The organism is Streptomyces sp. NPDC056479 (genome assembly GCF_042795335.1).
Taxonomy (GTDB): domain Bacteria; phylum Actinomycetota; class Actinomycetes; order Streptomycetales; family Streptomycetaceae; genus Streptomyces.
In genome coordinates this window covers 207,737-221,840 of sequence record NZ_JBHTRZ010000011.1, presented here as the reverse complement: position 1 = coordinate 221,840, position 14,104 = coordinate 207,737, and the positions used below count along the sequence as shown (strand labels likewise).

At 69.9% G+C, this 14,104-nt stretch carries 14 protein-coding genes; 3 read left to right on the top strand and 11 right to left on the bottom strand.

Translation table 11 applies throughout. The annotated features are described in order from the left end of the window. Positions 1-4: 4 nt before the first annotated feature. The 5 genes from ACFQ6S_RS36730 to ACFQ6S_RS36710 form a co-directional block, all read right to left on the bottom strand. A complete protein-coding gene (locus ACFQ6S_RS36730; protein WP_383419379.1) occupies positions 5-1,429 on the bottom strand; it encodes a DUF6777 domain-containing protein in 1,425 nt (474 codons plus the stop codon). Positions 1,430-1,496: 67 nt separating this feature from the next. After that, positions 1,497-2,447 (bottom strand): cytochrome c oxidase assembly protein, encoded by a 951-nt coding sequence (locus tag ACFQ6S_RS36725; protein ID WP_383419377.1) that lies wholly within the window; start codon positions 2,445-2,447, stop codon positions 1,497-1,499. A gap of 101 nt (positions 2,448-2,548) precedes the next feature. Then, the gene (locus ACFQ6S_RS36720; protein ID WP_383419376.1) at positions 2,549-3,574 is read right to left on the bottom strand and encodes a 6-phosphofructokinase; all 1,026 of its coding nucleotides are present in this window, start codon (positions 3,572-3,574) and stop codon (positions 2,549-2,551) included. 188 nt (positions 3,575-3,762) lie between these two features. Continuing rightward, entirely contained in the window at positions 3,763-4,491 is a 729-nt protein-coding gene (locus ACFQ6S_RS36715; RefSeq protein ID WP_383419375.1) for a type 1 glutamine amidotransferase, read from the bottom strand. Between the two features lie 23 nt (positions 4,492-4,514). Further along, positions 4,515-5,753, bottom strand: a complete 1,239-nt coding sequence (locus tag ACFQ6S_RS36710; RefSeq protein ID WP_383419373.1) for a MurT ligase domain-containing protein — start codon at positions 5,751-5,753, stop codon at positions 4,515-4,517. 112 nt (positions 5,754-5,865) lie between these two features. Between ACFQ6S_RS36710 and def the strand changes: the two genes are divergently transcribed. Beyond that, entirely contained in the window at positions 5,866-6,405 is a 540-nt protein-coding gene (gene def / locus ACFQ6S_RS36705) for a peptide deformylase (RefSeq protein ID WP_383419371.1), read from the top strand. Positions 6,406-6,502: 97 nt separating this feature from the next. On the opposite strand, the gene ACFQ6S_RS36700 is transcribed toward def, so the two are convergent. Continuing rightward, complete coding sequence (locus ACFQ6S_RS36700) at positions 6,503-7,147, bottom strand: TetR family transcriptional regulator (RefSeq protein WP_383419369.1); 645 nt, start codon at positions 7,145-7,147, stop codon at positions 6,503-6,505. Between the two features lie 170 nt (positions 7,148-7,317). On the opposite strand from ACFQ6S_RS36700, the gene ACFQ6S_RS36695 reads away from it, so the two are divergent. After that, on the top strand, positions 7,318-8,544 hold the full coding sequence (locus ACFQ6S_RS36695) for an acyl-CoA dehydrogenase family protein (RefSeq protein WP_383419367.1): 1,227 nt from the start codon (positions 7,318-7,320) through the stop codon (positions 8,542-8,544). A 66-nt stretch (positions 8,545-8,610) separates the two neighbouring features. Then, positions 8,611-9,210 carry a transcriptional regulator gene (locus ACFQ6S_RS36690; protein WP_383419365.1) on the top strand — a complete coding sequence of 200 codons (600 nt, stop codon included), beginning with the start codon at positions 8,611-8,613 and terminating at the stop codon, positions 9,208-9,210. Positions 9,211-9,260: 50 nt separating this feature from the next. On the opposite strand, the gene ACFQ6S_RS36685 is transcribed toward ACFQ6S_RS36690, so the two are convergent. The 5 genes from ACFQ6S_RS36685 to ACFQ6S_RS36665 form a co-directional block, all read right to left on the bottom strand. Next, a complete protein-coding gene (locus ACFQ6S_RS36685; protein WP_383419363.1) occupies positions 9,261-9,497 on the bottom strand; it encodes a DUF6213 family protein in 237 nt (78 codons plus the stop codon). Positions 9,498-9,522: 25 nt separating this feature from the next. Then, positions 9,523-10,917, bottom strand: coding sequence for an NADP-dependent succinic semialdehyde dehydrogenase (locus ACFQ6S_RS36680; RefSeq protein WP_383419361.1), 1,395 nt, complete (start codon positions 10,915-10,917; stop codon positions 9,523-9,525). Positions 10,918-10,993: 76 nt separating this feature from the next. After that, positions 10,994-11,467, bottom strand: a complete 474-nt coding sequence (locus tag ACFQ6S_RS36675; RefSeq protein ID WP_383419359.1) for an NUDIX domain-containing protein — start codon at positions 11,465-11,467, stop codon at positions 10,994-10,996. After that, entirely contained in the window at positions 11,464-13,002 is a 1,539-nt protein-coding gene (locus ACFQ6S_RS36670; protein WP_383419357.1) for an ATP-dependent DNA ligase, read from the bottom strand. Before ACFQ6S_RS36670 ends, ACFQ6S_RS36675 begins: the two co-directional genes overlap by 4 nt. 126 nt (positions 13,003-13,128) lie before the next feature. Beyond that, on the bottom strand, positions 13,129-14,052 hold the full coding sequence (locus ACFQ6S_RS36665; RefSeq protein ID WP_383419355.1) for an NAD(P)/FAD-dependent oxidoreductase: 924 nt from the start codon (positions 14,050-14,052) through the stop codon (positions 13,129-13,131). Between the last annotated feature and the right edge of the window lie 52 nt (positions 14,053-14,104).

The following is a 14,104-nucleotide window of genomic DNA, read 5'->3' as shown; positions in this document are numbered from 1 at the left end:
GTGGTCAGGCGGACGTGCTCGCGGTGGGCCCGTCGGTGGACGGCCTGCCCGTCGCCGGGTCGCTCGTGGCGGGGGCGGTGGTCACGGACGGCGGCGGTGCGCTGCTGGTGACCGGGGCGCTGGTCGGGGGAGCGCTCGTGGTCTCCGGCGGTGCGCTCGTCACGGTCGGGGGTGGTGAGCTCGTCGTGCTCGGCGGTGGTGAGCCGGAGGTGGTGGGGGCCTTGGTCGACGGGGGCGGGTCCGAGGAGGGCGGCGCGGAGGACGGCGGGGCCGGGGACGGGGGCCCGCTCGTGGGGCCGGGGCCACTGGGCCCGGAGCTGCCGGGAGGCGAGCTGCCGGGGCCCGAGCTGCCGGGGCCGGAGGACGGGGCCGACGGCGTCGAGGACGACGGATCCCGCGACGGCCGGGATGTGTCCGAGCCGGGGGGAGTGGACGTCGTGCCGTCGGACGATCCACTGGACCCGGAGCTCCCTCCGGCCACGCTCAGCGTCACGTACTCCCCGAACCGCAACTCGGTCCCGGCCGGCGGATCCGACGACGTCACCCGGGCGTCATCGGGCGGCAGCCCTCCGCCGTCGAAGCCCACCGCGAGTCCCTTGTCGGCCAGTCGCCGGCTCGCCTGCCCGAACGTCGCCCCGGCGAGGTCGGGCACCGCATGCCGCTCGCGCGTGTCGAAGGCGGCGTCGTCCTCGCCCGTGGTGCCGACGGGACGGTTGATGCCCCGGTCGGGCTCGTCGACATCGACGAGGGCGAGCCGCTCCACTTTCCGCGTGGCGGGCCGCACGGCCACCACGGACTCCTTTTCGTATCCCTTCCACTCCTCGTTGCGGTTGTCGAACTCGACCTTTATCCGAGTCGTGTCACCCGCGAAGGGCCGCAGCGGATTCCCGCACGAGCACTTCACTGCGGGAAGCCCGTCCGCGTCGACAAGAATCGCGATTCCCGCCTGAAGCAACGCGTTGAAGGGGGCGGCCTTTCCCTTCTTGTAGTCGTGATTCCGCACGAGAGTGTCGTGACGCAGGAGAACAGGTGTGAGTCGATCGATATAACCCGGAATCTCGTCCCTGGTGAGGGAGAGCGCGGCTGCCCACGCCTGTGCCTTGCGGTCATTGGCGGGATCGGTGAGAAACTCCTTCAGCCGTTCGACATCGCAGATCGTCGGCTGCTTGGAACCCCCGTACAGACCTGGCGTATCACCCTGCTGCAGACCGCCGTGCACCGTCTGCGCCCTGACCTGCGCGTCCCTCCCGAGCCCCTGGTTCTCGTCGAAGAAGGGTGCGAGAGAGGGAACTCCCGCCGCCACGGCCTTCACCACGAACAAGGGCGTGTCCCGGTCGCACGCACTGAGCGCCAGAACCAGGACCAACAGGACGGCTATCCTCCGAATCACCGCTTTACCGGACCTGTGTACGAAAACACGAAACGCCATTACCGCTCCCCCCGGCGGTTCCCCCGACGCGCTTCATGCTACTGAAAGGCGAAGCCTTTCGGTTTCGTCAGTTTCCGCGTGCGTTCAATGAGGCCAAATAGGCGTTGTACGCCTCGAGTTCCTTGTCGCCGTCGCGGTCGGCGGCCCGGTCCTTGCGCTTGGCCTGCCGCTGCTCCGAGCCGTACCACTGGAACAGCAGCGCGAGCAGGACCAGCACGGACGGAACCTCACTGAACGCCCAGGCGATACCGCCGGCGGCGTTCTGGTCGGAGAGCGCGTCGATACCGAGCGAGGCGGGCGGGTTCCTGAACGTCTCGACCATCGGCGACGACGCCATCATCAACGCGATACCGAAGAACGCGTGGAACGGCATACCGGCGAACAGCTCCAGCATGCGCATCAGATATCCCGGCCGATGCGGACCGGGATCCACCCCGATGATCGGCCAGAAGAACACCACGCCCACGGCGAGGAAGTGCACCATCATTGCGATGTGCCCCGTCTTGGAGCCCATCAGGAAGTCGAAGAGCGGTGTGAAGTACAGCGCGTAGAGGCTGGCGATGAACAGCGGGATCGTGAACGCCGGATGCGTGATGATCCGCATGTACCGGCTGTGCAGCAGGGCCAGCAGCAGCTCCCGCGGCCCTTTGTGTCCCCGCGCGGCGGGCGGCAGCGCCCGCAGCGCCAGCGTGACGGGCGCACCCAGCAGGAGCAGGATCGGCGACAGCATGCTGATCACCATGTGCTGCACCATGTGCACGCTGAACATGACCATTCCGTAGTCATTCAGCCCGGTACACATGACGAGCATCACGGACAGCACACCGACGACATAAGAGACGGTCCGCCCCAGCGGCCACTTGTCCCCACGCCGCCGCAGCCGCACGACACCCCACGCATAAAGCGCGAGCCCCACAAGACAGGCCACGAGAAAGAACGGGTCCGCGGACCACGCAAGCCCCCGCCCCAGCGTGAACGGCGGCAGATCCATCATCATGCCGTGCCCGCTGTGATCCATCCGGCGGCTCCTGCTTCGTGGGGGTTGTGCGCTGTCTGTCCCCCACAGACTAGAACCGCCCCCGGCCGAGCCATCGACCGGGGGCAATTACAGCAAGGCCCTCAGAGCACGCACTCAGCCTCTTCGTAACGGTTCTCGGGAACCGTCTTCAACGTCTCCACGGCCTCGGCCAACGGCACCATCACGATGTCCGTCCCCTGCAGCGCCGTCATATGACCGAACTCCCCACGGTGCACGGCCTCCACCGCATGCCACCCGAACCGAGTCGCCAGCACCCGGTCGTACGCGGTGGGCGTACCACCCCGCTGCACATGCCCGAGAATGACCGGCCGCGCTTCCTTCCCGAGCCGCTCCTCCAGCTCGATGGACAGCTGACGGGCGATCCCGGCGAACCGCTCGTGCCCGTAGATGTCCTTGCCGCCCTCGTCGAACCGCATCGAGCCGGGCCGCGGCTTGGCCCCCTCCGCCGCCACGACGATCGCGAAGCGCTTCCCGGCCTCGAACCGCGCTCCGACGACCCGGGTCAACTCCTCGATGTCGAAGGGCCGTTCCGGTACGACGACGGCGTGCGCGCCGGCCGCCATGCCGGAGTGCAGCGCGATCCAGCCGGTGTGCCGGCCCATGACCTCGACCACCAGCACCCGCTGGTGGGACTCGGCGGTGGTCTTGAGCCGGTCCAGCGCCTCGGTGGCCACGGTCACCGCGGTGTCGAAGCCGAAGGTGACGTCGGTGACCGCGATGTCGTTGTCGATGGTCTTCGGCACACCCACGACGGGAAGGCCGCTGTCCGACATCAGCCGGGCCGCCTTGAGCGTGCCCTCACCGCCGATGGGGATGATCGCGTCGAGGCCGAGCTCCTCGACATGGCCCTTGGCCCGCTCCACACCGTCCCGCAGATGGGAGGGCTGGACCCGGGAGGAACCGAGGATCGTGCCGCCGCGGGCGAGGATGCCGCCCACAGCGTCGAGGTCGAGCTTGAGGTAGTCGCACTCCAGGAGGCCCTTCCAGCCGTCCCGGAAGCCGATGACCTCGTCGCCGTGGTCGACGACGGCGCGGTGCACGACGGACCGGATGACGGCGTTCAGGCCGGGGCAGTCGCCGCCGGACGTGAGGACACCAATGCGCATAGCCCGAAAACCTTCTCGACGTGGGCCGGGACCGGACCACGCTGTCCGGCTCGAATCCCCGCCACCCTAGCGGCATCGGGGGGCGGGGCCGAACCATGCGTCCGCCTGCTGGACGACCCCGCTCACCTGTGCGGACGCACCGTCAGACGGGCTGGTTACAGCAGGCAGGCAGCCAGATGTACGAGCCCTCAGGCGGGCTGCTGCGCGGACGCGATGCGCTCGCCCCGCAGCGCCTCGTACCAGCGGTCGTCCGTCGGGGGCAGCGCGTTCACATCGAGCGCCAGTTTCAGCAGCAGATCCGCGATCAGCGGGTTCCGGGCTAGCACCGGGCCGTGCATGTACGTACCGAAGACGGTGTCGTTGTACGCCCCCTCCGTGCCGTCCCCCGTGCCGTTGCCGTTGCCCAGGCGGACCTGGGCCAGCGGGCGGGCGGTGGGGCCGAGGTGGGTGACGCCCTGGTGGTTCTCGAAGCCGGTCAGCGGGGGCAGACCGAGGCGCGGGTCGATGTCGCCGAGCACGTCGCCGACGCACCGCGCACCCTCACCACGCACGGACACCACGTCGATCAGCCCGAGCCCGGGCTCGCGCTGGCCGAGGTCGTTGATGAACTCGTGGCCGAGGATCTGGTACCCGGCACACACCGAGAACACGATGGCGCCGTTCTCGACGGCCCGGGAAAGACCGCCGTCCCGGCGTAGCCGCTCGGCCGCCAGCCGCTGCGGGCGGTCCTCGCCGCCGCCGATGAGGTAGATGTCACCGGAGGTCGGGATCGGCTGGTCGCTGCGCACGTCGAGCCGGGCCACATCGAGACCGCGCTGCCGCGCCCGCCGCTCCACGACGAGGACGTTGCCCTGGTCGCCGTAGGTGCTGAGCAGGTCCGGGTAGATCCAGACGACCCGCAGTTGGTTGTCGCTCACTTAAGTCCCCTGAAGTCTCGTGCTCAGTTGCCGACCCGACGGCGCAGGTCCTGGAACGCGGTGTAGTTGGCGATGACCTCGATCCGGCCCGGCGGGCACATCTGCACGGCCTGGTCGAGGTTCTCGCAGACCTGGAACTGCTGGTTCGCGACCTCCAGCCGCACCGCCAGGTCGAGCTTGCGGTCGCCGAGGACACAGATCGGGTGCCCGGTCAGCCGCGTGTAGTCCACGTCCCACAGCCAGGAGGTGTCGGTGCCGTCGGCGCCGCGCGCGTTCACCGAGAGGATCACCGGGGTCGGCGGCGGGTCGATCAGGGAGAACGTCTCCAGCCAGCCGGCCGGGTTCTTGGCCAGCAGCAGCCGCAGATCCCGCCCCTCGAACTGCACGACGTCATAGCGCCCGGCGACGGCCTGCACCTGGTACATGCGCTCCAGGGCGACCTGCGGGGGCACCCCGAACACGGCGGCGACGGCGGCCGAGGAGGTGGCGTTGGCCTTGTTGGCACGCCCCGGCAGCTGGAGTTGGATCGGCCAGGCCGAGCCGTGCGGGTCCAGCACATGGTCACCGGACAGCGCCCAGCTGGGGGTGGGACGCCGGAAGCCGCACTCACCGCAGAACCAGTCGTCGCCCGGCCGCTGCATCACACCGCCGCAGGACGGGCAGGACCAGGCGTCGTCCTTCCACATCTGCCCGGCGGCGACCCAGATCACATTGGGGGACGAGGACGCGGCCCAGACGACCAGCGGGTCGTCGGCGTTGGCGACGATCACCGCCTTCGAACCGGTGAGCCCCTCGCGCCAGTTCTCCGCGAGCATCCGGGTCTCGGCGGCCCGGTCCAGCTGGTCGCGCGAGAGGTTGAGCAGCGCGATGCACTTCGGGTCCGTGTCCCGGGCGACGCCGGCGAGGTACTTCTCGTCGACCTCGATGACGCCGTACCGGGCCTCCGAGCCGCCCGCCAGCGCCGAGGTGATGCCCGCGGGCATGTTGGCGCCGAGGGCGTTGGAGACGACCGGCCCGGCGGCCCGCAGGGCCTCGGCGATGAGCCGGGTCGTGGTGGTCTTGCCGTTGGTCGCCGAGACGAGGACCACGTCCAGGTTCTGGGCGAGCCGGGCGAGGAGGTCGGGGTCGAGTTTGAGCGCCACCCGGCCGCCGATCACCGAACCGCTGCCGCGCCCTGCGGCGCGCGATGCCGCCGCGACCGCCTTGCCCGCGGTCACGGCGATCTTGGCCCGCGGCGTGAGCGGGTCCGAGTTGCCTGCCATCAGTTCTCGATCCTCCTTGCGTACGCGCCGCGCCTGAAGCCCTACGGCAACGTGGTGGTGGTCAGCCTATCGAGATCCATTCGCACTCCCGAATCGCCGTACCCTTGCGGCCATGCGCAACGGCTCCATTCCGGGCACCCACGGACGTGTCCGGCCCCTCACCCTGCTCGGAAGCCCGGTGCTCCAGGCACCCTGCGAGCAGGTCACCGACTTCGGCCCGGAACTGGCGACGCTCGTGGACGACTTGTTCGCGACGATGTACGCCGCGCAGGGCGTGGGCCTTGCCGCCAACCAGGTGGGGGAGTCGCTGCGGGTCTTCGTGTACGACTGCCCGGACGACGAGGACGTACGGCACCTCGGCCATGTGGTGAACCCCCGGCTGGTGGAGGCGGACGGCGTGGTGATCCGCGGACCGGAGGGCTGCCTGTCGCTGCCGGGGCTGGAGGCGGGGACGGAGCGGTACGACCACGCGGTGGTCGAGGGTTTCACGGTGACGGGGGAGCCGGTGACCATCCATGGGACGGGCTTCTTCGCGAGGTGCTTGCAGCATGAGTGCGACCATTTGGAGGGCAGGGTGTACGCGGAGCGAGTCGGCGGCTGGCGCCACCGCCGCCTCATGCGCCAGGTGGCCCGCGCCTCTTGGCACCGCTGACCGCGGTGCCGTCAGGGGCGCGGGACTGTATCGATATGCGGCTTCCGCCGCGTGGGCGCGACCAGCCCCCACCGGCGGGTCGGACGGACTGCAACCGTCAGAACCCGGGACCGCCCACCTTGTCCCCCGCCGCGGCGAGCCGACCCCACAACAGGTCCGCCAGGCTCCGCACCAACTCCGCCCGCGTACAGGGCCGTTCCCCCAGCCACCAGTCACCCGCGGCATGCATCATCCCGACGATCCCATGCCCCCAGACCCGCGCCAGCTGCTGACTCCCGGGCCCGAGATCCAACCGCTCCTCGATCACGGTGGCCAGCTCCTCGCCCATCGTGCGGAGCAACGGCATCGAGTGCTTGCCGACGTCGAATCCCTGATCCGCCGTCTGAACCCCCTCGGTCGGATGCATCAGGAACCGATAGACCTGAGGGCGTGCCTCGATCGCCGCGAGGTAGGTGTCCAACGTGGCCTCGACCCGCTCGCGCCGATCCGCAGGGGCATCCAACGCCGCCCGGAGCGAGTCCAGCAGAGCGTCGGTGTGCCGCTTGGCCAACGCCGCGTAAAGTCCGCCCTTGTCGCCGAAGTGCCGGTACAGAATCGGCTTCGTAATACCCGCTTCCGCGGCGATGGCGTTCATCGAGGCCTGTGGCCCGTCGCGCAGGACCACCCGGTCGGCGGCCTCCAGCAGCTCGCGCCGACGCCGGTCGGCGGATCGTTGCTGATCGGTCCGCTGCGTGGTGTCCATTCGCTCTCCCCACCCGTGCTCAATCGATGACGCCTGCGCAAACTAACACCCACCATGCTCCATCCATCGAATGGGCTGTCGATGAGGCATCGGGAGTTGACTTTACCTACTAGCCAGTAACAAACTAGGGTTACCGCTAGTAACACGCACGTACCGCCGCTGGAGGGGACATGGCCGAGTTCACCATGGAGCTCAACGACGAACAGAAGGAGGTCCGGGACTGGTTGCACGGTTTCGCCGCCGATGTGATCCGCCCCGCGGCCGCCGAATGGGACGAGCGTGAGGAGACTCCCTGGCCGGTCATCCAGGAGGCCGCGAAGGTCGGCATCTACTCACTCGACTTCTACGCCCAGCAGTACTTCGACCAGACCGGCCTCGGCATCCCCATGGCGATGGAGGAGCTGTTCTGGGGTGACGCGGGCATCGCCCTGTCGATCGTCGGAACCGGTCTCGCGGCCGTAGGCGTCCTCGCCAACGGCACCGAGGAGCAGATCGGCACCTGGGTGCCGCAGATGTACGGCGACGCCAACGATGTCAAGCTCGCCGCGTTCTGCTCCTCCGAGCCCGACGCCGGATCCGATGTGGCCTCGATGCGTACGCGCGCCGTGTACGACGAGGCCAAGGACGAGTGGGTGATCAACGGCACGAAGACCTGGGCGACCAATGGCGGTATCGCCAACGTCCATGTGGTCGTCGCCGTCGTCGACGCCGACCTCGGCTCCAAGGGGCACGCGTCCTTCATCGTCCCGCCGAACACGCCGGGCCTGTCCCAGGGCCAGAAGTTCAAGAAGCACGGGATCCGCGCCTCGCACACCGCCGAGGTCATCCTGGACAACGTGCGGGTGCCGGGCTCCTGCCTGCTCGGTGGCAAGCAGAAGCTGGACGAACGGCTGGCGCGGGCCCGTGAGCGGGCCAAGGCGGGCGGCGAGCGCGTGAAGAACGCGGCGATGGCCACCTTCGAGGCGTCGCGGCCGGCCGTCGGCGCGATGGCCGTCGGTACGGCCCGGGCCGCGTACGAGGTCGCCCTGGACTACGCGATGACGCGTGAGCAGTTCGGGCGGCCGATCATCGACAACCAGGGCGTGGCGTTCCAGCTGGCCGAGATGGCGACGCAGATCGACGCGGCACGGCTGCTGGTGTGGCGGGCCTCCTGGATGGCGGTCAACGGCAAGCCGTTCAAGGCCGCCGAGGGGTCGATGTCGAAGCTGTTCGCGAGCGAGACCTCGAAGAAGGTGACGGCTCAGGCGATACAGATCCTTGGCGGCAACGGCTACACGCGGGAGTACCCGGTGGAGCGTATGCACCGGGACAGCGCGATCTACACGATCTTCGAGGGGACGAGTGAGATCCAGCGGCTGGTGATCGCCCGCACATTGTCGGGTATGCCGATTCGGTAAGCGCCGTATGGGTTCCGCGCCCCTGGGGTGGCTGCGCCGAGCCCGATTCCGAGTTGGAGGACGTCGATGACGGCCAACCCTTTCGTCGCGCAGATCGCTCGCGGTGAGGCCGACCGCACCAGCCTGGCCGGCCTCGCTCTCGAACAGAGCCGGGTGATCCCCGCCGACCGTCGCGCGTTCCTCCATCTGGCCCAGCGGGCCACCCCCGACGCCCCCGAGTGCGCCGCCTTCTTCACCCTGCTGGCCGAGGGCGAGGTCCTGGCGGGGGAGCGCCTGGGCGCGTTCGCGGCCGCGTGCGGAGTGACGGAGGCGCAGTCCGCCGCCCACGAACCCCTCCCGGGCTGCCAGGCCTACCCCGCGTACGTGGCCTGGCTGGCCCTGAACGCCGCACCGGCCGAGGCCGTTTTCGCGCTGACGGCCAACTTCGCGGCCTGGGGCGGCTACTGCGCGACCATCGCCGAGGCCCTGCGCACCCGGTACGGCTTCAGGGACGAGGCCTGCGCCTTTTTCGACTTCTTCGCGGAACCGTCCCCGGAACTGGACCGGCAGGCACGAGAGGCCCTGGAGGCAGGTGAACTGAACGAGCCACGAGCTCACCGGTACGCGCGCTTGCTCCAGTCCTACGAGGACCAGTTCTGGTCAACGCTGCGCGGGGCAACCCCGTAGGGGCGCGACCAGCCACACACGACCGACACTCGGCAACGCACGGCACCCCCCTACGGCGTGGTCCCGCTGCTGTGCGCGATGCACGCCACGTCGATCCGGTCCGCGAGCTTCGCCAGCTCGATCGTCAACGCGGCCACCGTGTCCTCGTCGAGCCCTTCGTCCCCGGCCTCGACAAGGTGCAGCCACCGACCACCGACCGTACGCAGCAGCTTGCTCACATCGGCGGCAGCCACCTGCAAGGTCCCGCGGTCATCGACGATCAGCGGCAGAGTAACTTCGCGGTTCACACCCGGGATCGTAACCGCGCGGCGCTCACGCACCCTGCCAAACCGTAGTGATGTTGCAGAACTCGCGGATTCCGTGCCCTGACAGCTCACGCCCGATACCGGACCGCTTCACTCCGCCGAACGGGAACGCCGGATGGGAGGCCGTCATCCCGTTGACGTACACGCTTCCGGCCTCCAGATCCCGTACGAAGCGGTCGACCTCGGCCTCGTCACGGGTCCACACATTCGAACTCAGTCCGAACGGCGAGTCGTTGGCGATCAGCACCGCCTCGTCCAGATCGGCCGCGCGATACAGCGTGGCCACCGGGCCGAACGCCTCCTCCCGGTGGATCCGCATCTCACGGGTGATGTCGGCGAGGACCGTGGGCGGGTAGTACCAGCCGGGCAGTTCCGGCCGGCGGAGCTCATGGCCGCCGCACAGCACGGTCGCTCCGCTGCGGCCGGCGTCGTCGACGAGTTCCTCGAGGTCCGTCCGGCCCTGTTCGCTCGACAGCGGGCCGACCTCCGTCTCCTCCCGCATCGGGTCGCCGACGACCAGCGCCTTCATGCCCTCGACGAAGCGCTCGGCGAAGGCGTCGTAGACGTCCGTGTGCACGATGAACCGCTTCGCGGCGATACAGGACTGTCCGTTGTTCTGCACCCTCGCGGTCACCGCGATCCTCGCGGCACGGTCCACGTCGGCCGACGGCATGACGACGTACGGGTCGCTGCCGCCCAGTTCCAGCACCGTCTTCTTGATCATCTCCCCGGACGTGGAGGCGACGGCCCGGCCCGCGGGTTCGCTGCCGGTCAGCGTCGCCGCCTTGACGCGCTCGTCGCGCAGGATCTCGTCGACCTGTCCGGAGCCGATGAGCAGGGTCTGGAAGCAGCCCTCGGGATAGCCCGCCCGGTGGAACAGATCTTCGAGGTACAGGGCGGTCTGGGGAACGTTCGAGGCGTGCTTCAGGAGGCCGACGTTGCCGGCCATCAGCGCGGGGGCGGCGAAACGGATCACCTGCCAGAGCGGGAAGTTCCACGGCATCACCGCGAGCACCGGCCCGAGCGGGCGAAACCGCACCCGAACGCGCGAGGCGCCCGAGTCCTTCACATCGGAGTCGGCCGGCTCCTCGTCGGCGAGCAGCTCTTCGGCCCGCTCGGCGTACCAGCGCATCGCTTTGGCGCACTTGGCGGCCTCCGCGCGGGCCTGCTTGATGGGTTTGCCCATCTCGGTGGTCATCACCCGCGCGATGTCCTCCTGGTCCGCGTCCAGGAGATTCGCGGCCTGGAGCATCAGACGCGAGCGGTCGACGAAGCTCGTCGTCCGATACGTGCGGAACGTGGCCTCGGCGAGCTGAAGCCTGCGCTCGATCTCCTCGGCGCCCATGGCCTCGTACGTCTTGAGCGTCTCGCCGTTCGCCGGGTTCACCGTCGCGATGGGCATGACCGACCTCCTGGGAGCGGACTGTTGCTTCGACCTTCCCGCGCGGCGGTGGCTACCGCAACGCGTGTACGGCTGCTCAGGCCGAGTGCTCCGCCAGCCGGTCGAGAAACGCGGCCTGAGCCTTGACGACGACCTCGCGCGCCCGGTCGAGGTCCAGCCACTCGACCCGGTCCAGCTCCGGGAACTCCTGGGTCCGGCCCGAGCGCGGTGGCCACTCCATGACGAAGGTGCCCGGCACCACCGTCGCCGGGTCGAGGTCGGCCTCGATCGCCCACACCGTCACGATCTTGCCGCCCGATTGCCTGACCTCGCCGAGCGGTACGGCCTCCCCGTCGGGCGGCGCCAGCCCCAGCTCCTCCTCGAACTCGCGACGGGCCGCGTCCCAGGCGGGCTCGTCGGGTTCGTACTCGCCCTTGGGCACCGTCCACGCCCCGGCGTCACGCTTGGCGAAGAACGGGCCGCCCATGTGGCCGAGCAACACCTCCAGGCCGTCATCGGCGCGGCGGAAGAGCAGCAGGCCGGCGCTGCGCTTCTCGCGGGACGCGGTCATGGCTTCACCTCCGGATGGGCGGCGAGCAGCGTCTCCACCGTGTCGGCCTCCTCCGGCCGCTTGTCCTCGCGGTAGCGGACCACGCGGGCGAAGCGCAGGGTTACGCCGGCCGGGTAGCGGGTGGACCGCTGCAGGCCGTCGTAGGCGATCTCGACGACCAGCTCGGGGCGTACGGTCACCACCCAGTCGCCGCTCTCCATGGCGAGCTCCTGGAGCCGCTCGGTCTGCCAGGTCAGCATCGCGTCGGTCATGCCCTTGAACGTCTTGCCGAGCATGGCGAAACCGCCGTCCGCCGTGCGCGCCCCGAGGTGCAGGTTGGACAGCTTGCCGGTCCTGCGCCCGTGGCCCCACTCCGCGGCCAGGACCACCAGGTCGAGGGTGTGGACCGGTTTGACCTTCAGCCAGGAGGCGCCGCGCCGGCCCGCGCTGTAGGGGGCGTCGAGGGCCTTGGCGACCACGCCCTCGTGGCCGCGTCTCAGGGTCTCGGCCAGGAAGTCCTCGGCCCGCGGGAGGTCCTCGGGCCCGGACACCAGCGCACGGCGCACCCGCATCGGCTCCGGGACGAGTCGGGCCAGTTCCGCGTGCCGCTCGGCGAACGGCAGGTCGAGCAGGTCGTGTCCGTCGACGGACAGGGCGTCGAAGAACACCGGGGAGACGGGGACCTCCCTGGACGCCGTCGACACGTCCACGCGCGAGCCGACGCGGCCCGCGGTCTCCTGGAAGGAGCGGGGGCGGCCCGCCTCGTCGAAGGCGATGACCTCGCCGTCCAGGATGAAGCGCTCACCCCTCAGTTCCAGGGCGGCGGCGGTCAGTTCGGGCAGCCGGTCGGTGATGTCGTCGAGGGTGCGGGTGTAGAGCCGTACCGTGTCTCCCTCGCGGTGGATCTGGACGCGGATGCCGTCCAGCTTCTCCTCGACCGCGCAGACGCCCAGCTTGCCGACCGCCTCGGACACCGAGGAGGCGGTGTGCGCAAGCATCGGCAGGACCGGGCGGCCGACGGTGAGCCGGAAGCGGGCCAGCGCCTGCGGTCCGTCCGCGAGTAGCGCCTGGGCGACGCTCTGGAGGGACCCGGCGAGCATCACCGCCCGCCGGACCTCGGCCGGCGGTGCCTCGGTCGCCTGGGCCAGGCCCTCCACCGCCACCGCGTCCAGCGCGCCCTGCCGGACCTCCCCGGTGATCAGCCCGAACAGGAACCGCTGCTCGTCCTGAGTGGCCGCACCCATCAACTCGCCGACCAGCCGGGCCCGTTCGGCCTGCGAACCGGCACCGGACACCTTGCCGAGCTCACTGAGCCGGGCATCCACCTCACGCACGGTCAGGGCCGGCTCGGCGGCGGGCGGCACCGGGCGGCTCAGCACCTTCCAGCCGATGCCGAGCCTCCCCTGCGGCAGTCGGCCCGCCAGATACGGGATCACGATCGGCACGTCGTCCGCCTCGGCGTCCCGGAACAGCTCCGCCAGCAGAGCGATCTTCCGGGACCGCGCCGAGGTCGCGGCGACCTCCTGGGACACCTGGGCCAGCCGGGTCAGCAGCATGCAGCCATCGTGCGGTGCGCTCCGCTGGTTTTCACCCGGACGAACGGGTTGTTGTTCGGCTGCGGCGCCGTCGTGGCTGGTCGCGCCCACGCGGCGGAGCCGCACATCGATACAGCCCCGCGCCCCTTAGGGCGTTGCGTCGAGGTCGGCGAAAAGTAGCTCTCCGTTGATGAAGGCCCCTGCCCGGTAGCCGCCTGCTGCCGCGTTGATGACCTGCTCGGCGAAGCCCATCACGTTGCCGACGGCCCAGACGCCGGGCACGGAGGTGAGCCCGGTCGGGTCGACCACCGGGTACGCGCCGAAGGGCGTCTGCTGGAACTCGGCGTCGAGCTGCTCCAGCAGTTCGTTCTGCGGTACCGCACGGGGCGCGACGAACAGCGCCTCGCGTGCGTGCACCGTGCCGTTCGCCAGGCGTACCCCCGTGAGGCGGTCCTCCTCGATCACCAGCCCGGCCACCGCACCCGGCACCACCTTCACGCCGGCCGCCGCCAGCCTGCGCAGGTCTTCGTCCGAGAGGTCCGGCTCGGCGACCTCGTGGAGGAAGAAGGTCACGTCCTTCGACCACTGCGACACCATCAGCGCCTGGTGCACGCTCAGCGTGGTGGTCGCCAGTACGCCGAAGGCCTGGTCACGGACCTCCCAGCCATGGCAGTACGGGCAGTGCAGCACGTCCTTGCCGAAGCGCTCGGCGACGCCGGACACGTCCGGCAGCTCGTCCTTGAGGCCGGTGGCGACGACGAGTCGCCGGGCGCGGACACTCCGGCCGCTCGCCAGGACGACCGTGAAGTTCTCGTCGCGCGTGACGTCCACCGCCCGGTCCTGGACCAGCTCGACGCCGTACCGCGCGATCTCCTCGCGTCCCACGGCCAGGAACTCGGCGGGCGACATGCCGTCCCGGGACAGATAGCCCTGCATGTGCGCGGCGGGCGCGTTGCGTGGTTCGCCGGCGTCGATCACCAGCGTGCGGCGCCGGGCGCGGCCCAGTACGAGGGCCGCGGACAGACCCGCCGCGCCGCCTCCGACGACGATCACTTCGTAAGTCTCGGTCACGTTGACCACCTCCACGAACGACGGTTGCGCGACGGCACGGGATTGACAAACA